The organism is Hydrogenimonas cancrithermarum (assembly GCF_030296055.1).
In the GTDB taxonomy this organism is placed as follows: Bacteria; Campylobacterota; Campylobacteria; order Campylobacterales; family Hydrogenimonadaceae; genus Hydrogenimonas; species Hydrogenimonas cancrithermarum.
In genome coordinates this window covers 1,971,869-1,997,417 of record NZ_AP027370.1, presented here as the reverse complement: position 1 = coordinate 1,997,417, position 25,549 = coordinate 1,971,869, and the positions used below count along the sequence as shown (strand labels likewise).

General features: G+C 51.6%; 25 protein-coding genes. 10 read left to right on the top strand and 15 right to left on the bottom strand.

The features are described 5' to 3' along the window. Positions 1-142 precede the first annotated feature (142 nt). From QUD54_RS10290 to QUD54_RS10275, 4 genes are read right to left on the bottom strand one after another with little or no spacing between them, the layout of a single operon-like run. Positions 143-2,788: a RecB-like helicase gene (locus QUD54_RS10290; RefSeq protein ID WP_286336646.1), complete on the bottom strand. Its 2,646-nt coding sequence runs from the start codon at positions 2,786-2,788 to the stop codon at positions 143-145. Beyond that, complete coding sequence (locus QUD54_RS10285; RefSeq protein ID WP_286336645.1) at positions 2,788-5,070, bottom strand: PD-(D/E)XK nuclease family protein; 2,283 nt, start codon at positions 5,068-5,070, stop codon at positions 2,788-2,790. The genes QUD54_RS10290 and QUD54_RS10285 overlap by 1 nt, the downstream gene beginning before the upstream one ends. Continuing rightward, positions 5,067-5,570, bottom strand: a complete 504-nt coding sequence (locus QUD54_RS10280) for an asparaginase domain-containing protein (RefSeq protein WP_286336644.1) — start codon at positions 5,568-5,570, stop codon at positions 5,067-5,069. Before QUD54_RS10280 ends, QUD54_RS10285 begins: the two co-directional genes overlap by 4 nt. Before the next feature lie 48 nt (positions 5,571-5,618). Further along, positions 5,619-6,377: a TIGR01458 family HAD-type hydrolase gene (locus QUD54_RS10275; RefSeq protein WP_286336643.1), complete on the bottom strand. Its 759-nt coding sequence runs from the start codon at positions 6,375-6,377 to the stop codon at positions 5,619-5,621. Positions 6,378-6,474: 97 nt separating this feature from the next. On the opposite strand from QUD54_RS10275, the gene QUD54_RS10270 reads away from it, so the two are divergent. After that, complete coding sequence (locus QUD54_RS10270) at positions 6,475-6,924, top strand: hypothetical protein (protein ID WP_286336642.1); 450 nt, start codon at positions 6,475-6,477, stop codon at positions 6,922-6,924. 5 nt (positions 6,925-6,929) lie between these two features. On the opposite strand, the gene QUD54_RS10265 is transcribed toward QUD54_RS10270, so the two are convergent. The 5 genes from QUD54_RS10265 to QUD54_RS10245 are packed head-to-tail and all read right to left on the bottom strand — an operon-like array spanning position 6,930 to position 10,477. Next, the gene (locus QUD54_RS10265; protein WP_286336641.1) at positions 6,930-7,328 is read right to left on the bottom strand and encodes a CBS domain-containing protein; all 399 of its coding nucleotides are present in this window, start codon (positions 7,326-7,328) and stop codon (positions 6,930-6,932) included. 11 nt (positions 7,329-7,339) lie between these two features. Beyond that, positions 7,340-7,690, bottom strand: a complete 351-nt coding sequence (locus QUD54_RS10260; protein ID WP_286336640.1) for a transcriptional regulator — start codon at positions 7,688-7,690, stop codon at positions 7,340-7,342. Further along, positions 7,687-9,195: a DUF1538 domain-containing protein gene (locus QUD54_RS10255; protein ID WP_454771250.1), complete on the bottom strand. Its 1,509-nt coding sequence runs from the start codon at positions 9,193-9,195 to the stop codon at positions 7,687-7,689. Before QUD54_RS10255 ends, QUD54_RS10260 begins: the two co-directional genes overlap by 4 nt. A 48-nt stretch (positions 9,196-9,243) precedes the next feature. Then, on the bottom strand, positions 9,244-10,101 hold the full coding sequence (locus tag QUD54_RS10250; RefSeq protein WP_286336638.1) for a hypothetical protein: 858 nt from the start codon (positions 10,099-10,101) through the stop codon (positions 9,244-9,246). A 25-nt stretch (positions 10,102-10,126) separates the two neighbouring features. Continuing rightward, complete coding sequence (locus tag QUD54_RS10245; protein WP_286336637.1) at positions 10,127-10,477, bottom strand: NifU family protein; 351 nt, start codon at positions 10,475-10,477, stop codon at positions 10,127-10,129. A gap of 174 nt (positions 10,478-10,651) precedes the next feature. On the opposite strand from QUD54_RS10245, the gene QUD54_RS10240 reads away from it, so the two are divergent. Both QUD54_RS10240 and QUD54_RS10235 read left to right on the top strand, forming a co-directional pair. Continuing rightward, a complete protein-coding gene (locus QUD54_RS10240; RefSeq protein WP_286336636.1) occupies positions 10,652-12,949 on the top strand; it encodes a bifunctional diguanylate cyclase/phosphodiesterase in 2,298 nt (765 codons plus the stop codon). Positions 12,950-12,980: 31 nt separating this feature from the next. Continuing rightward, positions 12,981-13,883, top strand: a complete 903-nt coding sequence (locus QUD54_RS10235) for a DMT family transporter (RefSeq protein WP_286336635.1) — start codon at positions 12,981-12,983, stop codon at positions 13,881-13,883. Between the two features lie 36 nt (positions 13,884-13,919). Here QUD54_RS10235 and QUD54_RS10230 read toward each other — a convergent pair whose 3' ends face one another. Both QUD54_RS10230 and QUD54_RS10225 read right to left on the bottom strand, forming a co-directional pair. Beyond that, positions 13,920-14,405, bottom strand: coding sequence for a coiled-coil domain-containing protein (locus tag QUD54_RS10230; RefSeq protein ID WP_286336634.1), 486 nt, complete (start codon positions 14,403-14,405; stop codon positions 13,920-13,922). Positions 14,406-14,559: 154 nt separating this feature from the next. Beyond that, on the bottom strand, positions 14,560-14,796 hold the full coding sequence (locus tag QUD54_RS10225; RefSeq protein WP_286336633.1) for a hypothetical protein: 237 nt from the start codon (positions 14,794-14,796) through the stop codon (positions 14,560-14,562). Positions 14,797-14,856: 60 nt separating this feature from the next. Between QUD54_RS10225 and QUD54_RS10220 the strand changes: the two genes are divergently transcribed. Genes QUD54_RS10220 through sfsA form a run of 4 tightly spaced genes read left to right on the top strand, consistent with a single transcriptional unit; the run spans position 14,857 to position 18,187 of the window. Then, positions 14,857-15,549: a phosphoglycolate phosphatase gene (locus tag QUD54_RS10220; protein ID WP_286336632.1), complete on the top strand. Its 693-nt coding sequence runs from the start codon at positions 14,857-14,859 to the stop codon at positions 15,547-15,549. Then, complete coding sequence (locus QUD54_RS10215) at positions 15,539-16,984, top strand: FAD-dependent oxidoreductase (RefSeq protein ID WP_286336631.1); 1,446 nt, start codon at positions 15,539-15,541, stop codon at positions 16,982-16,984. Before QUD54_RS10220 ends, QUD54_RS10215 begins: the two co-directional genes overlap by 11 nt. Positions 16,985-17,043: 59 nt before the next feature. Then, positions 17,044-17,463 (top strand): hypothetical protein, encoded by a 420-nt coding sequence (locus QUD54_RS10210; RefSeq protein WP_286336630.1) that lies wholly within the window; start codon positions 17,044-17,046, stop codon positions 17,461-17,463. Positions 17,464-17,470: 7 nt separating this feature from the next. Then, complete coding sequence (gene sfsA / locus QUD54_RS10205; protein ID WP_286336629.1) at positions 17,471-18,187, top strand: DNA/RNA nuclease SfsA; 717 nt, start codon at positions 17,471-17,473, stop codon at positions 18,185-18,187. Here sfsA and QUD54_RS10200 read toward each other — a convergent pair whose 3' ends face one another. Further along, positions 18,188-19,384 (bottom strand): hypothetical protein, encoded by a 1,197-nt coding sequence (locus QUD54_RS10200; protein ID WP_286336628.1) that lies wholly within the window; start codon positions 19,382-19,384, stop codon positions 18,188-18,190. A gap of 251 nt (positions 19,385-19,635) precedes the next feature. On the opposite strand from QUD54_RS10200, the gene QUD54_RS10195 reads away from it, so the two are divergent. From QUD54_RS10195 to QUD54_RS10185, 3 genes are all read left to right on the top strand, one after another. Then, positions 19,636-19,980 carry a zinc ribbon domain-containing protein YjdM gene (locus QUD54_RS10195; protein WP_286336627.1) on the top strand — a complete coding sequence of 115 codons (345 nt, stop codon included), beginning with the start codon at positions 19,636-19,638 and terminating at the stop codon, positions 19,978-19,980. Positions 19,981-20,243: 263 nt separating this feature from the next. Then, entirely contained in the window at positions 20,244-21,638 is a 1,395-nt protein-coding gene (locus QUD54_RS10190) for a GNAT family N-acetyltransferase (protein ID WP_286336626.1), read from the top strand. Next, positions 21,635-22,258: a uracil-DNA glycosylase family protein gene (locus tag QUD54_RS10185; protein ID WP_286336625.1), complete on the top strand. Its 624-nt coding sequence runs from the start codon at positions 21,635-21,637 to the stop codon at positions 22,256-22,258. Before QUD54_RS10190 ends, QUD54_RS10185 begins: the two co-directional genes overlap by 4 nt. A 103-nt stretch (positions 22,259-22,361) precedes the next feature. On the opposite strand, the gene QUD54_RS10180 is transcribed toward QUD54_RS10185, so the two are convergent. The 3 genes from QUD54_RS10180 to QUD54_RS10170 form a co-directional block, all read right to left on the bottom strand. After that, a complete protein-coding gene (locus QUD54_RS10180) occupies positions 22,362-22,709 on the bottom strand; it encodes a type II toxin-antitoxin system PemK/MazF family toxin (RefSeq protein WP_286336624.1) in 348 nt (115 codons plus the stop codon). Beyond that, positions 22,706-22,972 (bottom strand): hypothetical protein, encoded by a 267-nt coding sequence (locus QUD54_RS10175; protein WP_286336623.1) that lies wholly within the window; start codon positions 22,970-22,972, stop codon positions 22,706-22,708. Before QUD54_RS10175 ends, QUD54_RS10180 begins: the two co-directional genes overlap by 4 nt. Positions 22,973-23,219: 247 nt before the next feature. After that, the gene (locus tag QUD54_RS10170; RefSeq protein WP_286336622.1) at positions 23,220-25,526 is read right to left on the bottom strand and encodes a molybdopterin oxidoreductase family protein; all 2,307 of its coding nucleotides are present in this window, start codon (positions 25,524-25,526) and stop codon (positions 23,220-23,222) included. Positions 25,527-25,549: the final 23 nt, after the last annotated feature.

Below are 25,549 nucleotides of genomic sequence, written 5' to 3'. Positions count from 1 at the left end.
AACCTCCTTTTACATACTGTTTTCTACAGCATAATACAGGAGATATTAAAATATGGTGAGACGCGCCTTCGAGAGCCTGGTGGGAAGGTGAATGGGTAAGAAGCAACAAGCTATTCAGTATTGAAAACTCGGTTCCAACCTTCTAACCTTCTAACCTCACCAACTCCAGCCTGTCGAGGAAGTAGAGATAGGCCTCGATCTCCTTGAATTTAGGCATCAAACGTTGCAGTGCCTCTTTGTAGCGCCGCAGCTGTTGCATATAATTTTGCATATCGTGCGGCGTCGTGGTTTTGTAATCGATGATGACGCCGCGATCCCCCTGGTCGACAAAAAGATCGACGATCCCCGGCTTGCCTTGGTAGACATAGGGGAGTTCATGGATCTTTTTGCCTTCGGTGAGCATCCTATACTCCAGGTTCGCCTCACCCGCTTCGGCCAGTGCCAGTGCTTTGGATTTGTCGCACAGCGCTCCGTAGCGGTTCAAAAAGGCCTCTTCGTCTCCGGTTTCGAAGAGGTAGTGGACACCGAGCCCCAGAAAGATCGCCTCGAAGTCGTTCGCTTTGTAGGTTTCGAGCGGTGGTGCGACCTCCTGACGGCCGTAATCTCTGACATTCAGCGTCAAGGGAGTCTGGTGGATGGAGGGTAGATGATGCATAGTTTCGGTTTCGAGTCGGCCGATGGTTTGTGGAGGAAGTTCCAGGAAGTCGAAAACGGAATTTTTGGGTTTTTTGATGACGAAGAGGCTGTTTTTGGCACGGGTGAAGGCGACATAGATTTTGTTCATGCTGTCTTCTGCAGCCAGCCGCTTCTCTTTGTCGGCAACGGTTTTGAAGGTTTCGTCGATCAGTTCACGCTTCTTGAACTTCATCCGCACCGCCTTGAGTTCGATCCCCTCGTAGTCGAAAATAACAGGCGACGTATCGTTACGGCTGCGCCCCAGGCGGTCGAGGACGATGAGATGTTCGAACTCGAGCCCTTTGGATTTGTGAATCGTCAGGACGTTGATGCCCGCAACCTCTTTGGGCGGCAGCTCCTCTTCGTAGTTCCCGATCTCGTAGACGAATTCGTTCAGGTCGTGCAGCGGTATCGCAAACTCCAGCAGTTTCATCGCCGCCTCGTCGAAGAGCTTGTAGCGCTCCATCGCCGCTTTGATCATCGCGGCGGGGCGCTGCAATGGGATATCGGGGCTGAAGGTTTCGTCGTAGGGGCGGCCGATGAGCGAGAGGAAGTTGAGACGGTGCAGCGCCCCTTCCATTCCTTTCTGCTTCGCGTAGATAAGCCGCATCAGCTCGATGAGCGCCTTGGCACTCGGCTGCTGGGCCACTTTGGCCCGCTTGTGGGTGGCGATGGGCTTGCCGAAACGCTCGGCGATAGCGTCGCCCACCTGCAGGATCTCTTTGTTGTCGTGCACCAGCACGGCGATCTGCTCGTCCGCCGCACCCGCGTCGAAGAGCCGCTGTAGCGCATCTCCCATACTCTCGAGCACCTCGGCCGCTTCGGCCACCTCCACGTAGCCCCCCGCTTTGTGGGCTTTCTGTGGCGGCTGTACATAGGGGAAAGTGCGGTTGACGAAATCGACGATCGTCGCTTTGGAGCGGTAGTTGGTCTCGAGGTATCCGACCGGTATGCCGAACCGCTCGGCGACATGGTGGAAAAGCGCCTTCTGCCCGCCGCGAAAGCGGTAGATCGACTGCTTCGTGTCGCCGACGTAGAAGAAGGTGCGGCCGTTCTCGCTCGCGGCGATCTCTTCGATGATCGGCTCGAAGATCCGATACTGCGTCACCGAAGTGTCCTGAAACTCGTCGAAGAGGATGTGCCCGATCCGCGCATCGAGGCGGAAATAGAGAAAGTCGGTAAACGCTCTCTGGCGCAGCAGTTCGTAGACCAGATGCTCGATATCTTTGAAGTGGAGTTTGCCGGTGCGCTTGAGGTGGTTCTGTTTGCTCCGGCGGTAGGCGTCGTAGAGGCCAAACATACGTGCCAGAAAGAACTGCTCTTTTCTTTCGTAATAGCAGGCCGTTTCGCGGTAGAGGTTGTGGAGCCATACATCCATCTCCTCCACAAACCCCCTGGAGAAGGTGCGGTAGTTGAGCGATTCTCTGCCGAACCACCCCTTTTCGACCACCTCGCGAAGATTCTCGAACTGCATCATCCCTTTGGCAGTCGCACTGAAGTTGCCGCTCAGGACGAACTCCTTGATCTTGAACGCCCACCGCATCGCCGCCTCTTCGTCGTAGGGCTCCACACGAAACGCCGTGGGCGGCAGCTCTTTCTCTTTTTCGTATAGAAGCTCGAAAAAATCGGCGATGTTTTGCCGTTTCTGCGCCTCGAAACGGGCGAAATCGATCAGGTCGCGGTAGCGCCCCTCGTCCAGCTCCTCCAAAAAGCGCTCGAAAAAGGCATCTCTTGGCTGTGCCTCCACGGTAAAGTCACTCTGAAGCCCCGCATACCAGCAGAACTTTCTCAGCACCTGATGGACAAACTTGTCGATCGTCATCACCTTCAGGTCGCTCTGCAAAAAGGCACGGAAAATCTCCGGCCGCTTCGCCTCGATGGCTTCGGGAGTCAGCTCGCTCATCTTCGCCACCTCCTGCGCCATAGCCTCGGGCATATCCCGCAGGGAGCCCAACAGCCGTTCGCGCATCTCGCCCGCTGCTTTGTTGGTAAAGGTGATGGCCAGAATTTCGGAGGGCTTCGCCCCCGTAAACAGAAGCGCGAGGTAACGCGCCACCAGTGCGAAGGTCTTGCCGCTGCCCGCACTGGCGCTGAGTGCATAGAGCCGTTGCATTATCCATCCCTCCCGCAGGCAGTTTTGTAGTCACAATAACGGCATGCCTTCACCTCATCGGTCATCGCGTACTCTATACGATTCTCCTGCTTCATCGCTGTCAAAATCTCTTCCAACCGCTCTTTTTGCGGTGCCGTGTCGACCGTCACGACCTTGCTGCCGCAAATATCCCAGTAGAGTGTCTCGATGCGCCTGTTTGGATAGACAGACTCGGCCCAGAGCCTGTAAAAAAGGAGCTGAAAATCGTTCTCGTCCTCCACCGTCTTGTCGATGGAGCATGTCGTTTTGTAGTCGATAAGCCGCACAACCCTCTCCCCCAGGTCGACCCGGTCGATTCTGCTGCTCAGTTCGAATCCACCATATGTGACGGGACACCACGCTTCGAGGCGAACCTGCTCGAACCCTTTGAGCGCTTCGAAATCGGCTTCGCAGAAGGCGCGAAGTTTAGGCTCCCACTCGAGTGAAATCTCGAACCTCTGAAGCGGCGAGGCGGCCCTTTTGTAGAGTGCGTCCATCACGAAGGCGTGGTAGCTTTGCCAGCTGTCGAACCTCTCTTTTTCTCTGGCACCCTTTTCCAGGGCCTCGTGGATCAGCGTACCGATGTTGGGTTCCTCCTCTTCCGCTTCCACTTTGATACCCTGAAGATATTTGTAGTAGAAACGGCGGGGGCAGACGAGGTAGTCTTTGAGGCGCGATGGTGTCAGCTTCGGCCTTGAAAGAAAGAGGTTCTCGGCTCTGATCGCAGCGTCGTAGCGGACGGGAGGTTCGCTCTGCGGTGCGATGATGCTCCGGTAGCGTACATCCTCTGTTTCGGCCTCTTCGAGCCCAAGCTCCAGCAGAAAGCGGCTCGGCAGCTTCTCTTCGTTTTTGACATAGCAGATCGCCGCGCGCTCGCTGTTTTGCAGCAGGCGGTAGTAGTAGTTTTTCTGAAGATTCTCTTTCTCTTTTCGCGTCGGCATCCCGGCATGTTTTCGGATGGCGGAGTTGAGAAAGAGATCCTTTTCGCTCACTTTCGGAACCACCTCTTCGTTGAAATCGACGATGACAACCCCGTCGAACCGTTTGCCGCGGCTCTCGAGCACCCCCATCACCGTCACCCGCCCCCCGCCGACGTCGTCGATCTGCAACCCTTCGATGCGCTGCAGCCAGCTGTGGAGCAGATGGAGCGGCTTTTCATGCCGCAGCAGCGGCGCGAACCGTTTGAACATGAACATCGCCTCGTCGATCGCCTCCATCTCCCTGGGCGTCGCAGGAACCGTCTGCAAAAACTCCAGAAAACTATCGAATCCGTCGACTTTGGCGAACTTTTCGGCGATTACACTGCCGGCCATCTTCGCCTTGGCACTCGCTTTCGCATCGGTCAGCGCATCGTAGAGGTCGGCCAGTTTCCGGTAGTAGCCGCTCTGCACGAATGGGGTCCCCATCGCGTAGTTGAAATTTTTCGCCACATCGAAGAGCTTCAGATACTCCGCGAAACCCTCGTCCGGGACGATGACCGCCACCCGGTCCGGAACGGCCCCATCCTCGATGAAACGGTCCACCTGTTTGAGCACGAACGCCGCCTGGTTGATCCGCTCCTCGAAAGCCGCCACGTCGATACGCTCGCGTTTCAGCCTCGGCAGCGGTGCACGGTTTGCGATCTTCCGCCTCTGCCAGTCGAGCTCGAACCGGTAATCGACCGGCAGCCGCTCTTCAATCCCCAGCCGGTCGATCAGCTTCGCGTTGAAGGGGGTCGAAACGAAATGCAGCCGCAGCGGCGTCGTGATCTTTTCGAGCACACCGATCTCGAAACGGCTCAGGTACCCCTCCACGTAAAGGTCGATGCGCTCGAACTGCTCCAGAAAACGCTCACCCAGCCGATAGTCGCCGATCGTTATCCGGTCGGCCATCCCTTCGCTTTCCAGCAGCGCCCTGTAGCGGCTGTAGATCTCTTCCAGAAGCCTCAAATGGTCCTCGAAATCTGCATAGGTGTCCGCCATACGGATCGCGTCGAGCGTCACCCGCTCCGCAAAGAGCTCCTCGAAAAAACGGAAGATGAAGGTGCTGTTTTGCACGAAACTCAAAAAACTCTTTTCAAATCCCAGTTTCCCGATATCGACCCCTTCGATCGCCCGGTAGAGATAGAGCACCCGGGTCGCCTCGTCCACGAACACACGCTCGGGCACGACGACGCAGCGCTTCAGGAACTCGTCGATCGTGTAGAGTTTCGGCAAGATGGTGTTGTCGTGTTCGGCCACGTAGTCGCGGATCTGCCGGTGGGTCGAGAAAACGAGACACTTCACGGCACGACCGCCTCGAAAATGCCAACTTCCCGATTCTTCCGGATCTTTTCGTATGGCAACACCAGGCCATGCATCGCGATGTAGACCCCCGGTTCCAGAAACCGAACCGCCGTCACCGCCATCGCCAGGTTGGCCGTCGCCTCCACGGGATCGATGGAAAAGGGCACCATCGCCCCCGTCAGTACCACCCGTTTGTCGTGTGAGCGGCCAAGCCATCTATCCAGCGCCTTCGCGCTTCGGTCCATCGTGTCGGTCCCGTGCACGACGACGATCGCCTTCTCCTCTACTTTCGCCACGATCTCACACAGAAGATCCCGGTCGGCGTCGTCCATCTCGAGACTGTCTTTGTAGATCGTCCCGCTGATCTTCATTTCACACCCGTGCCGCAAAGAAGCGGCCGCCGCCTCCACCGCTTCATCGTCCGCAGGAACGAAAAGCGAACCGTTGACCGGATCATAGCGTTTGTTGAAGGTCCCGCCCGTATTTATAACTCGAATCATTTTGTCCTGTTTTTTAACGGCTATTATATCGCCAAACCGATTAAGCGCTCATTCGAGCAGCATCCCCGGCAAATCGGCAATTGAATCGAGAAGACAATCGGGTTCGATACCTCGTTGAAGATCTTCGGGCCGAAATTTTCCCGTTTTGACCTGACACGCTTTCATACCGGCTCTTTGCGCTCCGAGAACGTCGCTTTCGATATCGTCGCCAACCATGAGAACTTCGGAAGGCTCCACTCCCATCGATGCGGCGGCAAGATGAAAAAAGTTGCGGCTCGGTTTTCCCAGAATCGTCGCTTCTTTCTGTGCCGCGAACTCGAGCAGCGCCACGAACCCGCCGGCGTCGAGACTGAGAGCACCGTCTTTGTCTTTGAAATAGCGGTTTTTCGCGATGGCGAGCAGTTTCGACCCATCCATCAAATGACGGAAAGCCGTGTTGAGATTTTCATAAGTGAAGTCGATGTAGGCATCTGCTACGACAACATAGTCGGGGTGTTCACCGAGGTACTCTGCAAATTCGCCAGCCACGTTGCGATAGAGTAGGAGATAGGCGGTCGCATCTTTTTGTTCGAGGTACGACTTGGCGGCATCGAGTGCGGTAAAAATGGAACCGCTCTCTACGTCGAAACCCATGCTTCGCAGTTTTTCATGGACCATCGCATGGGTCTTTCGTGTCGTATTTGTGATGAATCGGACGGGAAAGCGCCCGCTCAAAATCCGTACCGCATCCAGTGCTCCCTCGACCACGTTTTCGCCTTCGTACAAAACCCCGTCGATATCCAGTAAAAGCGCTTTGATTCCAGCCACGACGATACCTCCCTGGTCAAGCTATAATAATTTATTATAACATAACATTTGAACACCAAATGACGATATATTTAATTAGGAATGGTACAATAATGCTATGAATGAAATTATCCGAAAAAATCCGCGTCTGAAAATCATGCTGCGGCAGGTCAAACCGCTGATCACCAACTATATCGACATGGCGCAGTACGATTACGAACGTTACGGGCTGAGTTCAAGCACCGTGCTCGTCCAGGCACCTTTGAAAATGCTGTTGACACTGGAGCGGTATACACGGAAAACCGATATGGTGATGGCCCTCGACCAAAACCTCTTTTTCGTCATCTATCAAAACACACCCATCGATAAAGGGAAAATCGCTTTCAGAAAGATTCTCCGCCTCTTCGCCAAAGAGATTCACGAAGGAGAAGTGCGCGCGGCCATTATGGAGCTCGGCGAGACGGAAACGACACCGGAAGAGATCATTGAACGTCTCATCATCGCACTGCACGAAGCGGGCACCGATGAGAAAACCGTTCTGGTCGATGCTTCGAAAATCCTCTACTGAAACCACTAATCTTCCACTTCATTCAATAGCACCCCGATGATATCGCTCATTGTCAAAATGCCGTAGATCTCATTCTCGTCGATCACGAGCAGCCGTTTTATACTGTTTTTGACCATCATCCGTGCGGCATACTTCATATCGAGTTTTCTCGAGACCGAGACGGAGGGTGTGGAAGCGATGTCGTAGACGTTGAGAAGGTCGATGTCACCATCCTCCGCTACGATCGACTGTAAAATGTTTTTGAATGTCACCAGCCCGTAGGCACCATGTTCAGAACTCTTCTCCACGATCACCGCTTTGACTTGATGTTTTTTCATCAGTAGCAACGCTTCGCGTACAGGCGCCATCGGGGATACGATCACCAATCTCTCTTTGGGTGTCATTACCTCTTCTACCAGCATCATAAACCTCCTGCTTAAAGCAAATTTTTTATTTCGTCTTCGAATTTGTGAAGCACTTCGATATTCAAACCCGCCACATGTCCAACCGGCACAGTGAAAGCCAACGAACTGTTTTCGTCGTTTTGCATATCCATCTCGTTCACGAGTGCCTTCAGTACGCGCATCGAAATTCTTCGTGGAAGAACGAACAGAAGCAGCGATACATTCTCTTCGAGCGTCAAACCGAAAAAGATCTTCTTCTCCTTGAGGCCGAGGTTGCGTCCACGAAGAATCGTCACGGCACCCGCTCCGGCGTTCTTGGCGAGCCCCACCGCTTCCTCTTCTCTCTCTTCAGGCACGATGGCCACCAGCGCAACAAATTTCATGATGCCTCCTTTTTGGCAAGATAATGGGCGTAGATACCGTAACCCATCACTGTAATCATCGGAAAAAGCGACGCGAACGCGATGAGCCCGAAGCCGTCGATCAACGGATTACGCCCTTCGATATTTTCGGCGAGCCCAAGCCCCAGAGCGGCCACAAGCGGTACAGTCACCGTCGATGTGGTCACCCCGCCGCTGTCATAAGCGATCGGAATGATGTAGCGGGGGGCGTAGTAGGTCATCGCGATAACGAGCAGATATCCGACGATGATATAGTAGTGAATGGGATCTCCTGTGACGATACGGTAGGCTCCCAACGCGATGCCGATCGCGACTCCGGTCGCGACCGCGATCCTCAGAATTTTTTGGTTGATTCGCCCCTCGCTCACCTCTTCTGCTTTGATGGCGATGGCCAGAAGCGCCGGCTCCGCCATCGTCGTCGAAAAGCCGATCAGAAAACCGAAGAGATAGATGAGCAGATCGTTCTTCATCCCCGTCAGCTGAAAGGCTATCGTCTCTCCGATCGGGAAGAGTCCCATTTCGAGGCCGAGAATGAAAGCGTAAAGACCGAGGATGACAAGTACGATACCGACGACGATTTTGTGCAGGTGAGCTACCGCTTTCTTGATGATGGCATACTGAAAGAAGAAGATGACAGCCAAAATCGGAAGCACATCTTTGACCACGGCGACCAGGTCCCAAAGAATGTCCCACGGGTCGAAATGCTCTTTCGCTTCGACTGTCGCTTTTACCGCTTCTTCCATGACGGCAAATGCGGTTTCCGCACTTTCAGGTGCAAACGCGTAGACGATGATGCCGTAAAGCTGTACGAAGATCATGGGAGTGAGCGAAGCGAAGGCGATGAGCCCGAAGCCGTCGATGGCAGGATTCCGCCCCTTGATCGAAGAGGCCAGGCCGATACCGAGTGCCGCGACGAGCGGTACCGTCACCGTCGATGTGGTCACCCCGCCACTGTCGTAAGCCAGACCGATGATCTCTTTTGGGGCGAAGAAGGTGATTCCGACGACAAGAACGTAGCCCGTAATGATATAGTAATGGATCGGATGGCCGGTCAGAATGCGAAAGACTCCGAGTGCGATGGCGAAACCGACTGAAAAGGCGACGGTCATGCGCAGAAAAAAGGCATCGATCTTGCCGGCACTGATCGCCGCCGCCTTATCGGCGATGGCGATCAGTGCCGGCTCGGCCACCGTCGTCGAAAAGCCGATGGTGAACGCGAAGAGCAGCAGCCAGAAAAGCGACCCTTTTTTGGCGAAGTCGATCGCCAGATTTTCACCGATCGGGAAAATCCCGAGTTCAAGGCCCCGGATAAAGAGTGCCAATCCGACGGCGACGATAAACAGACCGACAACGATGGAAAAGAGGTTTTCAGGCATGGCCTGGACGATGGCGGCCTGAAAGAAGGTAACGACGGCGATGATCGGAACGAGGTCTTTGAACGAATTCTTCAGATCATACAGAAAAATTTTCACCGATGCCGCAACCATTTTCTACCCGTTACCCTTTTTCGTCACTTTTATCAGTCTCACTTTTTCTCAAAAAGCGTAGCCGATAGCCGCATACACGGTGGAAGTCGACATTTTCAAATCGCTTTCGCCAAACGCGATACCGCTTCCACTGGTATCGACAGCGAGATCCTTCAGCTGCCAATATGTGTAACGAAACCCTGCCGTCGCATAGAGTCTCGGACTCAATGTAAACCACCCCATATCTTTGTCATACGAGAGAGCCTGAAGCCGAAGCCCTATATCCACGGCATCGAACCAACCCTGCACATTCGAGTCGGTACGGGCATAATCGTTTTTCACGGAACCGAACTGATAGCCGATCGTCGCGGAACCGTAAATCGAAAAGATACTTCCCAGCGCTTTCGACACCTGTATGCTTGGTCCTACCCGAAATGTCAAAATCTCCGTTTTACTCTTTTCGTAAAGGTCGTCATACGCCGGATCCGTGCTGCTGTCGCCACTCTTTTGCGAATCGATCCATGGCGTAGAGAGACCGAACATCAACCCTGCACCCGCATACGTCCTCTCCGAATCATGATAAAAGTCGTATCCGACAACACCCTCTGCATCGAACCCTTCGAAACGGTAATCGAGCGATGGCATCTCTATGACGGACGTCGCATACGGCTCGCCCCCCGTCACCAACGACTGGCTGGCCTGTTGGAGTCTTTTCGAATCAAACCATGTGAGATTGTAGGCATAGTACCACACCGAATCTGAAATATTTTTGTGCTGTTCCACCAGAGAATAACTCTCTATATCTGTAGATCTCGACACAGTGAGCCCCAAAAACCCGCCTTCCATCTCGAACGTGCCGTCACCGTATCGAATCTCTCCGCCGAAAGCCATGCACGCGACCACTGCAAAAATCCATATACGCCGCACACCTTCTCCTTTTTCAGAACTGGCGTTAAAATATTTTTTTTATCTTTTGGACCAAACTCTCTTTTTTCACTTCGGACTCATCCCCTTCGGTGTCGGATACGAGGTCTTCAGGGAGAGAGCCCTCTTGTCCTATCTCCACATTCACCACTTCAAGATTCGGGTGAATCAGCTCTCTAAGCCTTTTTTCAACAACCATTTTCGTTGTCATGAGACTCATCGAACAGCCGTGGCAGGTTCCTGTAAGCTGAATATAGACTTTTCCATCTTTGACACCCATAAGCTTGATCCCTCCGCCATGGGATTTGACATACTCGCTGACGGATGGCAGATGATTTTTGACGGCAGTATAGATATCTTCATCTGAAAATGGCATCATTTCCGACCCTTTACAAGATAATTTTTCGGATGGTAGCTTAAAAAGTATTACAATCACTATAAATGGTGCAAAAAAGAGCGGATTCCGATCGATATTTATTCAGAGCGTCGAATTAACAAATACGTAATACATTCAGGTTATAATAGCGCCATAAATTTTCATAGGATCCGCTTGTTGAAATATCTGTTCAAAAAAAATCTATGGACACTTTTCAATACGCTCGCGATTATCGGATTTTTTCTTTTGTTGCTCATCGGATATGCCCAATACAGGAACAGTCTCGAAAAATTTCGTACGGAGTTGGTATATCTCAGCAAAGCTGCACAGAGTACGACACTTCACTATCTCATGCAGCAGGAGATGCTGCTCGACCTGCTGGGGTCCGAGATTACAAGAAGCGGACGGACTGTTCGAAGAGAACACCTTCAAGCACTTTTCGACCGTCTCATGAAAATCAATCCTGCAATTGCAGGATTTGCCATCAGTGATCCCGATGGAAACGTCTATATCGTCAGCAGCAACAACGATCCTGAAAAAATTCCCAATCTCAAACAGCAGCCCGAAAGCAGACAAACATTCTTGGAGGCACTTGACAGTCAATATATGGTTCCCGGAAGAGTCTATTACCTCAACGCGATAGACACTTGGATTTTACCTTTGAGAAAGGCCATCCGCACGCAAGATGGAAAAGTACTCGCCGTCATCTCTATCGGGCTGAAACTCGACGACGCCATTACAATCTGGAAAGAACAGGTCAAATCCAACACCATACTCAGTATCGTTCTCGACAAAAGCTGGTACCGTATCTATCAAAGCGACAAACCGGCATCGCGATACCCTCGGTTTTATAATCGTCCTCTCGATACCGAGCGAATCGATAAAATAGAAGAAGCTCTTTTCAGAGAAAACGGCATGCATCTGGAAGATCTGCGAAAATCGGACCGATGTGCTCTCATCACATTTCCTTCGTTTTTGCATGAAAAAGAGCTTATTTCATGGTACTATCTTCCCCGCTATCGGCTCTGGATCCACTACCATCTTCCATTCCGTCACGTGGTCAGCGAACTGCTCCCCGCCTGGCGCAATATTCTCATACTCTATTTTATTGTTTTGGCTATCGTCTTCTATCTTTTCAGAACAATCGATACCATCGAAAAAAAACGCACAAGAGAGCTTCTGCATCAGGCGCTTCACGACAGACTGACAGATCTGCCCAACCGTATCTTCCTACAGCGTGCCATACGCAACTGGATCTATCCCGATGCGCCACCTTTCGCCATCTGCTTTATCGATCTCGACAATTTCAAAAACATCAATGACAGGATGGGCCATCACTACGGTGACCTCATCCTGGTCGAGGTGGCAAAACGGTTGAAATCGACACTCTCGAAAAATACGCTGCTCATCCGCCATGGAGGGGATGAATTCATTTTGCTCCTCCCGGAATGTCGGCAGGAATCCCTCGCGAAAATAGCCGGCGAAATCATCGAGTCGGTTTCAAAACCGATGCAGATCGGCAAGACGGTTTTCACTCTCGGTGTCAGCATCGGCATCAGTTGCTATCCGGATAATGGAGAAGAGCTTTTCGAACTGCTCAGTGCCGCCGATATCGCAATGTACACGGCAAAAAAGAGAAAAAACAGTTTCGCCTTCTTTAGCACGGAATTCAAAGCACTTCGTGACAGAAACAGCATCATCGAACAAGAGCTCCGAAGCGCTCTCGAAAAAGAGGAATTTTATGTGGTCTACCAACCTCAAATCGATCGAAACGGAGATCTGCACGGCGTGGAAGCACTGATCCGTTGGGAAAGTAAAAAACTTGGAAACGTTCCGCCGGACCGGTTTGTTCAAATCGCGGAAGAGAGCGGCCTGATGCCGAAAATCGGCCATTTCGTTCTGAAAAAATCATTGGAAGAGATCGGAAACCTTCAAAAACAGTGTGATATAAACTTCTTCGTTTCGATCAATGTATCGATTCGTCAATTCCATGAGAACGATTTCACTGGAAAGCTCCTCGAAGAGATTCAAGAAACCGGTTTCGATCCATCCCGCATCGTCATTGAGATCACAGAATCGCTCTTTATCGAGGAGCTGGAACAGATTGTCCGACTGCTTCAGGAGATCAAGACAAAAGGGGTGCGTATTGCACTCGATGATTTCGGTACCGGTTACTCATCCTTGAGTCTGCTCAAAAAACTCCCGATCGATGAACTGAAAATCGATAAAAGTTTTATCGACACGCTTCTTACCGAAAAAGAGTCGGAAGCGATGGTCAACGCGATTATCACACTCGGTAAAAATCTCGGATTCGACATCGTCGCGGAAGGTGTCGAAGAGCGTCGACAATACACCTGGCTCGTTGAAAAAGGGTGCGATCTCTACCAGGGGTACCTTTTCGCAAAACCGATGCGCATAGACAAATTGATGAAATTTATCGAAAAGAGCACTTCCACCACATCCAACCTGCTATAATGCCGCTTCAAATTTCTGGAGTGCAATGAAGATGAGAGAGACAGTCCACAGACTCAATACAATCGACAGGGGCATCCTCTTTATGCTCGCGAGCGCCCTCATATCCGCCATGAACGGTGCCGTAGCCAAAGTTCTTGGAGATGGGATGAGCGCCATGGAGATCGTCTTTTTCCGCAATATGATCGGCGTGCTCATCATCCTAGCTACGCTTCGTCATACACCGGCTGCTCTGCCCGGAGGCAGGCTCCATCTGCTCCTGATGCGCGGGTTCTTCGGTTTCAGTGCGATGATCCTCTTTTTCTATACGATCACCACGATTCCGCTTGGTGAAGCGATCACGCTCAACAAAACCTCCCCACTCTTCGTCGCGATCCTCGCCTTTTTTCTAATGAAAGAGCGGCTGAACACCTACGCCATCCTCGCACTCGTCGTCGGCTTTTCGGGTGTGCTCTTCATTACGAAACCGGCCGGTTTTTCGATGAGCTACGACCATTTTCTTGGGCTTCTCGGCGGCTTTTTCGCTGCCTGTGCCTACGCCACGATCAAGCGCATCCGCGACATTTACGACGCCCGCGTCATCGTCCTTTCATTCGTCGGACTCGGTACCGTGTTGCCGCTGCTGCTCTTTCTTGTTGCCCCATTCGTCGACGCCCCCGAGACACTGGCATTTCTCTTTCCGGAGTTTACCCTGCCCGCATCGAACACGACCTGGGCGCTCATCGCCTTTATGGCAATCATCTCCACCCTCTCGCAGTGGCTACTCACCAAAGCATACAGTCTCGGCCGCGCCGGCATCGTCGGTGTCGTCAGCTACACCAACATCCCATTCGCCATCGGCTTCGGCTGGATGCTTGGCGATCCATTTCCCGACATATGGGTCTGGCTCGGCATCGGGCTGATCGTCTCGGCGGGGGTGCTGCTGAAAAAGAGTTGAGTTTGAAGGGGGCGGGCCCGAGAGCCCGGAAGGGGTTTAGTAGCGGTTGAGTTTGCCGGAAAGACGGCCCATCGACTCCTGAACCGCCGCGATGGCATGGTACCGCTCTTCGGAAATGCGGGCCGCTTCCTCTTCGAGGGCCATCTCCTTCTCCACCGCCTTCTCCTCTTTGAGCACCAGCGTTTCGTACTTTTCATGGAATCTCTTATACTTCTTCTCCAGCGTCTGGAGCTCTTCGACGAGCCGATCGTAATCTTTCTCGTACATCTTGAGCTTCCGGTCGGTATCGGCTTTGAGAATGAGCCGCTTCACTTTGGCGATTTTGTTGAGCTTCTTGTGGATCTTGCGTTCGAGGCGCTGCATTTTTGTGACCAGCTGCATCACCTCCTCTTCCAGTTTCGTCACCTTTTCATGGGTTTTGACGATCGCCTGGTTGATGTCGTCGAGACTCTCTTCGGTATCTCCCAGCACCTTCAACAGTTCTTCGATAGCCTTTTTGGTCCGTTTGAGCTCTTTTTTCATTTTTTTTCCTTTTTGGTTTTTGCCGCCATTGTAGCGTAAAGCGCCGCGAACCTCTGCGACCGAAGTATCAAAACGTCCGATTGGAGTCCGATATTTGACTCTTCGCTCTCGATCGATTCGATCATCTCCAATGCGCTACTTCGTATCGATGAGGCTATGACTCGTCCAGCTCCACTCCTTCCCAGAATTCGTCGTAACTGAGGTTGGTCTGGGCGTTCTCGTCCATCAGGTTCTTCTCCATCAGCTCTTTCTGGACGATATCGAAGTATGCCTCCAGTGCCTCTTCGACGATCCGCTCGGGCGGCTTTTTCAGAATTTCGGAAAAGAGGTGCAGGTTTTCTACGGTTTCGGGTCTGAGCCTTAAAGGCTTGATCGTTCGCTCTTCATTCATGGCGGTATTATATCGTGCTCGCTATAATCCGCCAAAAAAAGCGGAAAATCCACGATGCTTATGAGAAAAAAAGAACTGATCATCTTCGACCTCGACGGCACGCTGATCGACAGCGCGCCCGACCTGGCCGACGCGGTGAACCGTACGCTCGAAACGCTCGGCCACGCACCCTTCGACGAAACGACGATCCGCGGCTGGGTCGGCAACGGTGCCCGGACGCTCGTCAAGCGGGCCCTCAGCGGCTCCACCGCGATCGACGAAAAGCTCGACGACGCCCTGTTCGAGGAAGCGCTGGAGATTTTCCTGGGCCGCTACGCCCAAAATCTCTGCCGCCGCACCCGCCTCTACCCCGGTGTGCGAGAAACGCTGGAAAGACTCCATACGCGCGGCCATCGACTGGCCATCGCCACCAACAAACCCCACGTCTTCGTTTCACCGATTCTGGAAACGCTGGCGCTGGAAACGTTTTTCGATGCGATCCTGGGAGGCGACTCCCTGCCGAAAAAGAAGCCCGACCCGATGCCGCTGCTGCATCTGTGCGGGCTTCTTGACGTACCGCCTGCGCACACCCTGATGGTGGGCGACTCCAAAAACGACATCCTCGCCGCCAAAGCGGCGGGCATCGAGGTCGTGGGAGTGACCTACGGCTACAACTACGGCGAAGATATCGCCCTGCACGCCCCCGACGCCGTCGCGGAGCGGTTCGAAGAGATCCTCGGCTACCTCGAAAAAGGGGGAAACGATGGCGCATGAGAACGCGGTGAGAGTCGCCGTCATCGGCGGCGGCGTGGCGGGGGTGACGGCGGCGCTGAAGCTGGGCGGCGCAGGAGCCGATGTGACGCTTCTGGAAAAACGCGAGAGTCTCGTCAGCGGCCCGCCCTTCTGCCACCTCCATGCCGGAGGCAACCTCTACCGTGAAATTTCCGACGCGCAGTGCGTGGCGCTCCTGAAACAGTCGATCGACTTCGCGCGCTTCTACCCCTGCAGCGTCGACTACCGCCCCACCGTCATCGCCATCCCCCTCGAAGACCCGGGCGAGCCCGCCGACCTGCTGTCGCGCCTGGAGATGTTACAAAAAGTGTACGGAGAACTTGTCGCGAAAGATCCCGAAAACGCCTTGCTGGGTGCGCCCGAAGAGTACTTCAAGATCTACGGCCGTAAAACGCTCGAAGCGCTGAAAGCACGCCCTTCCCCAAAAAAGCCGAGAACGGTCGACGAGTGGATGGTACCTGTGGCGAAGCATCTCGATTTTTCGCGCGTCAAATTTCCCCTGATCCTGGTACAGGAGTACGGCCTGAACCTCTTCAGGCTGGGAGCGGGAGCGACCTTGAGATTGCAGGCGATGCCCTACGTCCGCCTGCGCACCCGAACCGCGGTGGCGCGGATCGAAAAGGAGAAAGAGGGGTGGCGCGTCACGTACACCGACGAAACGGGGACGCGAAGCGAACGGTTCGACTACCTCGTCAATGCCGCGGGCTTCAAAACAGGCGAGATCGACGAGATGGTCGGCGTGACGAGCCCCCGGATGGTGGAGTTCAAGGCAGCTTACGTCACGAAGTGGGAGACCGGCGAAACGTGGCCCGAAATCATCTTCCACGGCGAGCGGGGCACCCCCCGGGGCATGGGGCAGTTCACCCCCTACCCCGGCGGCCACTTCCAGCTTCACGGCATGACCAAAACCATCACCCTCTTCGAGGGCGGCCTCGCCGTCGCCCCATCGGGCTACGCCCAGCCAAGGCTCGACAGCCGTTTCATCGAAAAGATCGACAGAGGCTGGCCCGAGGATGTGGCGCTCTCCCGCACCCGCGCCGCCATCGCCCACCTGGCACGTTTCATTCCCGGCTTCACCGCCGCCGAACCCACACCCGTGCCGCTCTTCGGCGCCCAGCAGATCCCCGGCACCGATATCACGCGGCGCGTCGCCGAGGTCGACTTTCCGCTGCCGCGCTACGCCCGTTGCGAAATCGTCAAGGTCTCTTCGGCATTGGATATGGCTGAAACGATCGTAAAGAAGATGTGGGAAGAGAGGCTTTTGGAACGCTCATACCACCGGAACCGGGCAGTGGAAGAGACCGCACCTCCGCCAGAAACGCAAATCGCCTCCCTTGCCCAACGCTTCGGAATCGACAGAGGCTACCCGGCCGACCTCGCAAAACGTACCGTCTCCTCCCATCCGGCCGGCAATTGACTTCGGACAACCTTTTTTGAGATACGGTTGAGTATAATCGCGTGCAAAAAAGGGGTCCCATGTTCTTCACCCTGATCCACACGATCCATCTGCTCGCCGCCTTCGTCTACGGGGGCTTCCTTTTCACCGACATCCTCTTCATTCAGAAAATGCAAAAGGGCCTCCCCGCCGAGGAAGGGGCCGCCTGCCGCGAAGCGATCATGGTCCACGTACGCAAGGTGGTGCCCTACGCCCTCTTCGTCGTCGTGGGTACCGGCATCGTCATGTTTCCCACCGTCTTCGGCAAGGTGGGGCCCGATGGGCTGACGACGATGCAGACCATTTTGCTCGTCAAGGCATTTTTCGGCCTCTGGCTCGGCATCCGCGGCTTCAACCAGAAGATCTTCAAAATCAACCCCTGGCTCTTCAAAAGCCACTACTTCCCCTTCGGGGTAGTGGTGCTCATCATCATCCTATCCCAGATCATGTGGGCGTTCTGATCCGGCCATGCCCGAAATCGGCGACATTTTATACGACCTTTCGACCCTGGGCGAACCGGTAACGGGACAATTTTCGCACAGACTCAACCGCTTCGTCGCCCTGGCGGAGGTGGCGGGTGAAAAAGTACGGGTCCACGTGGCCGACACGGGCCGGCTCGAAGAGATCCTTACCCCCGGCAGAACGTTGTGGCTGCTGAAGAACCGTCCCGGCATGAAGACCGCCTACACCCTGCTGGCGGCGCGGATGGAAGAGGGATGGGTACTCGTAAACACGCGCCTGCACGCACCTGTCGCCCGTCGGGCCATCGAACTGGGGGTATTGGGGTTCGTCCCCCATACGGTGCGCAACGAGGTGCGCTTCGGCGACAGCCGCTTCGACTACCTGGCCGACGATACCTTCGTGGAGCTCAAAGGGTGCTCTTTGGTGCAGCGAAGCCACTGCCGCTTCCCCAACGCCCCTACCACCCGGGGCGTCAGGCATCTGCGAGAGCTCATGGCCGCCAAAGCGGCGGGCCACGGCGCGATACTGCTCATCATGGCGCTGCGCCCCTGCGACTGCTTCGAGCCCCATCCCGAGCGGGACGAAGCATTTCGGCACACCTTTTACGAAGCGCTCGAAAACGGCGTGGAGTTTCGTGGATTTTTCGTTCGGATCGAAAACAGGCAACTGCTTTACGACGGTGAACTGAGGCAATGCGAAACGGATCGCCCTATCCCTGTTTAATCAGATACTTTCGTCCAAAACCGCTTCGGCATCGTCGATATCTACAGAAGGCAACAATCCCCCTTCTACATGCACCTTGACCACACCATCTCTACTCTGTTTTGCAACATATTCGGGAAATCCGGTGACGCGGGAAGCCACTTCCACCGAACGATTATGCTCCAGGTCGCTCACAAGCACCACCCTGTTGTTGCTCTCCTTGGTAATCGAGAAAATGTTTTTCTTTCCTTTGAACCAGTGAATGTTCCAATAGTAGTGGTTGAAGTTTTTCAAACCATTGGGCTGGTAGAGGCTCTTTTTGATTTCCATCGTATCGCAAATTCTCACATACCGGTTCTGCTTTCTACATTGGGAGAAGAGGGCCACCTCTTTTTCTCCGAGGGTGACATTGATCATTTTTCGTTGGGTAGGATTTTTCATGTTGACCAACATATAATCGCTTTTGGTGGTAACTCCCAGAGCATTGCCCAGCTCCACCGTCGATTTCATCAAATCGCTGAAAGGGTTGCCCGTTTCGCTTTCACCGTCCCGTTCGAGCAGAATGAATCCCGTGGTCGCGACATCGCCATTTTGAAAAGCGGCGATATGCCAGCCTTCAGGAGCTATAAACGTAACGGGACGCTTGCCCACTTCATACACGAAAGCCGTTTTTTCTCTCGTCACCACGAAACCTTTGGACGTGGGAATGATATTTCGTCCGTTGAAGCGCTTGCCCGTGACCGTTTCGACACGCATGCTCAATCCGTCCCTTCTAATCAAACCCACAGTTAGAGGATCCCGGCCACTCAACATTTTTTGATATTTGATTCGATACGTATCGTTGGAAAGTTTGACGATATAAAAAGCGTCACCACTTCGCCAATCGTACCCGAGCCGAACGATCGGGCCTTCGAAATCGACATACATCTTCTCACCATTGAGCAAAAAACCGTCCGATTTCCTCTCCAGACGAATACCGGTAGCGGCAGAGGGATACTCTCCGATTTTGGCCAGAAGTTCCTTTTCATCAAGGGTTTTGGTCGCATTTTCTACTGCATGGTGCAACGATGCGCTTTTTTGAACGGGGCTGGAAGAGGGTTGTTGCATCTTCTGCATCAACGCCTGAAACAATGCTTGTTTCTGTTCCGGACTCAACGCATCGGCCTCATTGCTGGCGGCACCACAACCCGATAGAAGAATGGCCGTAACACAAGCCATCGACCAACTTTTGAAAGATAGTTTCAATACAGACTCCTTCTGACTTTCATTTGAAAAACTACATTTTAAAGCTTTTGGTCTTTAAAATAAATTAATTTTATTATTTTTTGTTTTTGTTATTTTTTCGATCTGTTTTTGTAATACAAGAGAGTGATCCATCACTTTTTTCGGGCAAAAAAATTTTGTGAAAAAGAGCGAAGCGTCGATGGGCGTCGTTAATGGTATAATTACGCAAAAAAAAGGACCTTTTCATGCAACAGCTTCCCCCCTGCCCCCAGTGTGGCAGCCCCTATACCTACGAAGACGGCGATCTGCTGGTCTGCCCCGAATGTGCCCATGAATGGAACCCCGAAACCGCACCCGCCCAGGAGGAGGGCCTGGTGGTCAAAGACGCCCACGGCAATGTACTGAAAGATGGCGACGCCGTCACCGTCATCAAAGACCTGAAAGTCAAAGGCGCCTCGAGCCCCATCAAAGCCGGCACCAAGATCAAGAACATCCGTCTCGTCGAAAGCAACGACGGCCACAACATCGACTGCAAAGTCCCCGGTATCGGCGCCATCAAGCTCAAACAGGAGTTCGTCAAAAAAGCGTAAAACCCCTTCATACATCCGTTCTTCGGGGCTTGAGTTTCCCAATAATCGGGCAATAAAACACAAAACTCGAGCCCTGCCCCACTTCTTACATCTCCTTTTTCAAAGCATTGTTAAGAAAATTTTAAAACTATGTGTGTAACTTTCGAAAAATCCCTGAAGGAGACTTTTTGCAGTATCACTCTTCGCTTCATCGTTATAGCCTCATCCATTACGCTCTTGCCAAAATTTTCCAGGAACTGCTAAGACCTATTCAGGTATTGGAGTTGGGTGAGATCATCTATCAACTTCATGATGCCATATTGGCCAATTTTGAAGTTGATGAATATGTCCTCACTATAGACTTGAGTTACTCGGTAAAAAAGTCGAATATACTTACCTTCATAGGAAGCGAAGTGTGTCGTTCAAATCAGTTTGGACTCGTCATCGCCAATGAATATATAGACAACTATCATGCAATGCTTTCATTGAGTTTTTTGCATCATAAGTTGGAATTTTTCATCGATGCGTTCAACAATAATGAAAAAGAAAAAGAGAATATTCCAGAATCCCTCATGGATGTGCTCGACCATCTTGAATTTGACATTCCGGGGAAAAATCTGAAGTCTCGCGATAAATACGATGCTCAAAAGCTTATCTCCTGGGCTAAAGCGTGTCATATTGGCGAAAATACACTTCCATATTCGGAAAAAGAGTTATTGAATTTGGAAATATTGAACTTAAGTGGTTTTCAGCTGAATTTTATACCAAAACAGATCAGGGTTTTAAAAAACCTCAAAAAACTCTATCTTGCGAACAATCATTTGAGCGCTCTGCCTTTGGAGATATTTTCCCTCCAAAATCTGGAAGTGCTATGGGTGCAGGAAAATAAACTCGCATACCTTTCAAACGAGATAAACCGTCTTGCAAATCTTAAAGAGCTTGTTCTTTATGATAACAACATTCAGAAACTGCCCGTACAGATGAATCTACAATCTTTGGAATTTGTCGCTTTGCATAGAAACCGTTTATCGCAAAAAGAGATAAACAGGTTCTTGGCAACTTTGCCCAACAAGATTGACGTTTCTACTTATGAACAAAAAACCATCTTGCCTTTTTATATCGAGCCCCTCTCATTTTTGACACTTCGGGAAGCGGAAGACTTAAGAGATCGCGTCTTTACGGATATCGATGAAGATGAAAAGAGGCTTTTAAGGGTGAGTCTCTCTCCGGGAGAGAGTAAAGAGATACTTGAAACAAACGATATACGAACCCTGCATTATTGGGTTGCCAGAGAAAACATATCGGCCAAAATCATAGGACTTACCGGAATTTACACCGAGGTTGAAGACGATCAAGAAGATTGCTGGCTTGGCTGGTTTTGCATCGATGACCCATACAGAGGAAAAAGTTTTGGGGAAAAACTCCTGGAATTTTCCATAGAACTGGCACAAGATATGAACAAGAAAACTTTATATATTTACACGTATGACATTAAAAAACACTCAAGAGCGATAAAAATGTACAAAGCATATGGATTTGTGGAGCATGAAGTGCAAGAAAGAAAATATAAACGAGATTTGTACTTTAAAAAAAAGGTTAAAAAAGTGAAAAAAATAAAATCTTATAATGATTTTTTCAGGTATGATACTAAAACAAAAACACACAAGGAAAAGCAATGACTGAAAAAGAGAGACATCCATTCAAACCGTACGTTCCAGAGAATGCAACCAAATTGATTATAGGTACTATACCGCCTCCAAGGTTTGCAAAAAAAGAATTATCAGAAAGCGATGTAAATTTCTATTATGGAAGCGAAGACAATAATTTTTGGGATATAATCGGCGAAATTGCTGGAGTTGATTTCAAAAAGGAAAACTCTATTCAAGAGATAGAAAAAAGAAAAAACTTTTTAGAAAAAAACAGTATTGGCATATGTGATATTGTGCTGAAAACAAATAGAAGAAAACCTGATTCTGCATCAGACAAAGACTTGATTGATATTGATCATTTAAATATTATTAATGAAATATTAGCTGAATACCCAAAAATTGACACCCTCTTGTACACTAGTGATTGTGTAAAAACACAAATGACTCAACTTTTAAAAGAAGTATATGGAAGAGAAATTTGCCACAATAAGGTAAAAACAGTTATATTGGATGAAAAAAAAGAAAAAAATCTAAAGATAAATAATAATGTATATAAAGTATTTATATTATATTCGCCATCTCCCAGTGCAAATCGTCGTGTTTCTCCTCAACAAAGAAAAGAACAATACAAAAAGTATCTAGATATATAAGTGTCAGATGCACTCCTAACCTTCTTCCCCATCACTTTTGTCAATGGAAATTATAGGTTAGGGATTGAATTTTGCATATGATGCCACATATTTTTCAAATTTTTTACAACATCTCACAGAATCGTTCTTTCAACGCCACCATCTCTTCCCCACTTAGCCGGGTCAATACGCCGGTATCCAAATCAAATCGGTCGATATCCACACTACACACCCATGTCGTGATAATGTAGCTCGGTTTTTGAAGTTTGTCCCGTTTGGGTATGGTGATTTTGTACTGGGTCAGGATGTCGTCGGTCGTCAACGGAATAACGATGACGGAATGAAAGAGACTCTCTTGCAAAGCTCTGTTGAAAAAGTCGTTCTGCACCACGACGGCAGGTCGTACCTTGCCCAGTTCGGAATGGTGCTTTTTGCCAAAATCGACCAGGTAAATTTCTCCTTGCTGGATCATTCGGGTATCTTTTCGATCATTTCATCACGCACTTCTTCCAAAATATCCTCTTGACTTGGGAAATGGGCAAGTCCTTTATTGTTCGATAACCACTTGCGATACTCCATCTCTGTCAAGAGCTTTTCAAAAAGGGGAAGATCTTTAGAAGAGATAAAGATACCCTTGACTTCATTGGTCTTTTTGTTGACGACTTTGGCGATGTCGTCGAGATTGTCGAGTACCGAAGGCTTTTTTGCAATGTCGGAAATGGAGATAGTTTTCATGTTGATTTCCTATATCAATATAGGATATTCTATCGCCCTTTGTATTTTATGTCAAGGGAATATGTATCTTTGGCATCTTTGGTGTCAGGTGATAACCAATAACTTCAAAGCAAAAGAGATCTAAGCCTAAATATTGTATTTTATCTCATCCGATCATATAAGAAGTTGCAAATACTCCCCCATGGCGAAAGTTACAGAATTCCCCCTTCAAGACAATAACTCACAAACTGCCATAAATTTACGTTTGTCAAATCCCAGCTCCTTTCTGCGATACCACCATCATCTCTTTTTCACTCTCGATTTTCTCGTACCCCAACGCCCCCGCGATCTCCTCTTCGGCCAGTTTGATGCCCTCGGGCACCTTTTCGCTGTGCAGTTGGATGGCTGTCTGCTTGTAGTTGGGTTCGAATGACTTGGGGTCGAAGAGCGACTGCGTCAGCCTATTGACGAGCTGCTCGTTGAAGTGGAAGGGTACGAAAACCGTCCCCTCTCCGACAACCTCGGTGACGCGAACGATAACGTCGTCGACCCGTCCGCGGGGAGAGCTGAGCGAAATGCGGTCGCCGCTTTTGACCTGCAGCTTTTCGGCATCTTTGGGGCTCAGCTCCACCCAGGCTTCAGGCGCCAAGTCTTCGAGAATCTTGATGGTACCGGTTTTGGTACGGGTATGAAACTGCTCGACGGTTCGGCCGGTGTTGAGAATGAGCGGGAACGCGGTGCAAATGTTCTCCTCCATCGGAAACCAGTCGGCGAAGACGAACTTCGGCTTACCCTCGGCATTGCTGGTCTTCATTCCCTCGTCATAAAGGCGTGGCGTCCCTTCGGGGTGCTCGTCGTTGCAGGGCCACTGGATCCCGCCCAGTTTCTCGATCTTTTCGTAAGTCATGCCGCTGTAGTCACAGAGCCGCCCTTTGCTCACTTTTTTCCACTCTTCGAAGGCGTCTTCGGGTTTGCTCCAGCCATTGAAGAGCCGTTCGTATTTGCCATCGAAATATTTACTGAACTCCACGACGATTTCGAAGTCGCTTTTGGAATCCTTGTAGTTGGGCACCGACTTTTTGGCGAGGTTGCAGCGGCGCTCGGAGTTGGTGTAGGTACCGGTTTTTTCACTCCATGTGGCAGCGCCGAAAAGTACGTCGGCCAGCTCGGCGGTGTCGCTCATGAAGCTATCTTGCACCACCAGCATCTCGAGCTTCGCGAGCGCTTTTCGAAGCCTGGGCTGATCGGGGTAACTCACCAACGGATTGGTCGCCACGACCCACAGCGCCTTGATCTCCCCCCTTTCGATCGCTTCGATGATCTGCGGGTAGGCAAAGCCGCGGCTTGTGGGTACCAGCTCTTCGGGCACGCCGACGATTTCGGCATACTCTCTGCGGTCTTCGGCACTCGCAAAGTTGCGGTAGCCCGGAATCGAGCTCGTAAAGCCGCTCTCGCGCGTTCCCATCGCATTGCACTGTCCTGTGATACTAAACGGCGATCCGCCCGGTTTGCCGAGGTTGCCGGTCATCAGGGCAAGGTTGACGATAGCACTGACGGTATCGGTTCCCATCGCCGACTGGTTGACTCCCATCGTCCAGGCACTCATCGCCGCATCGGCCCCGGCGTAGAACCTCGCCACTTCGTAGAGTCTCTTGACGTCGATGCCGGTGATGTGCGCCACCTCCTGCGGCGGGTACTTCTGAATATCTTTTATAAACTCCTTGTAACCGACGGTCCGCTCGTTGATGAACGTCTCGTCCATCCACCCCTGCTCCCAGATGATGTAGCACAAACCGTTGATGAACGCCAGGTCGGTACGCGGTTTGATCGGCAGGTAGATGTCGGCCATATTCGCCGTCTTGGAGTGGCGCGGGTCGACCACGATGATCGTCGGTTTCTTGCCCCGCACCTTCTTGTTCCGGGCGATATGGAGCTTGAGAATCGGATGGTTGTCGGCAATGTTGGCGCCGATCAGCATGATCACCTCGGCATGGCTGAAATCCTCGTAGCAGCCCGGAGGGCCGTCACTTCCGAAACTCTGCTTGTAACCCATGACGGCACTCGCCATACAGAGCGTCGTGTTGCCGTCGTAGTTGTTGGTCTCGAGCCCCAGCTGAACGAACTTTCCGAGCGTATAGAACTCTTCGGTCAGAAGCTGTCCTGTCGAAATGCAGGCAACCGCACTCTTGCCATATTTGGCCTGTATCTCTTTGAACGCATCGCTGGTCACTCTGAAGGCTTCGTCCCAAGTCACTTGTTCAAATCTGCCGTTCTTTTTTATCATCGCGCCAGGAAGCCGCGAGGGCGCGCGCACCATCTCGTGCTCGCTGAGCCCCTTCGGGCAAAGCGTCCCGCGGTTGACCGGATGGTCCGGGTCCCCTTTGACATAGACCGGATCCCCCTCTTTGACGCCGATGTAGAGCCCACACCCCACGCCGCAGTAGCCACAGGTCGAACGCACCCATTCGTCAGGCGCCTTCTCTTTTGCCACTTTGCCGAAAAAGGGATCATCGATCAAGGCATATTTCTCTTCCTTGATATCCAACCCCAACATCGATTTCAATTTTTCAATCATTTTCCATTCTCCATTTTCCATCT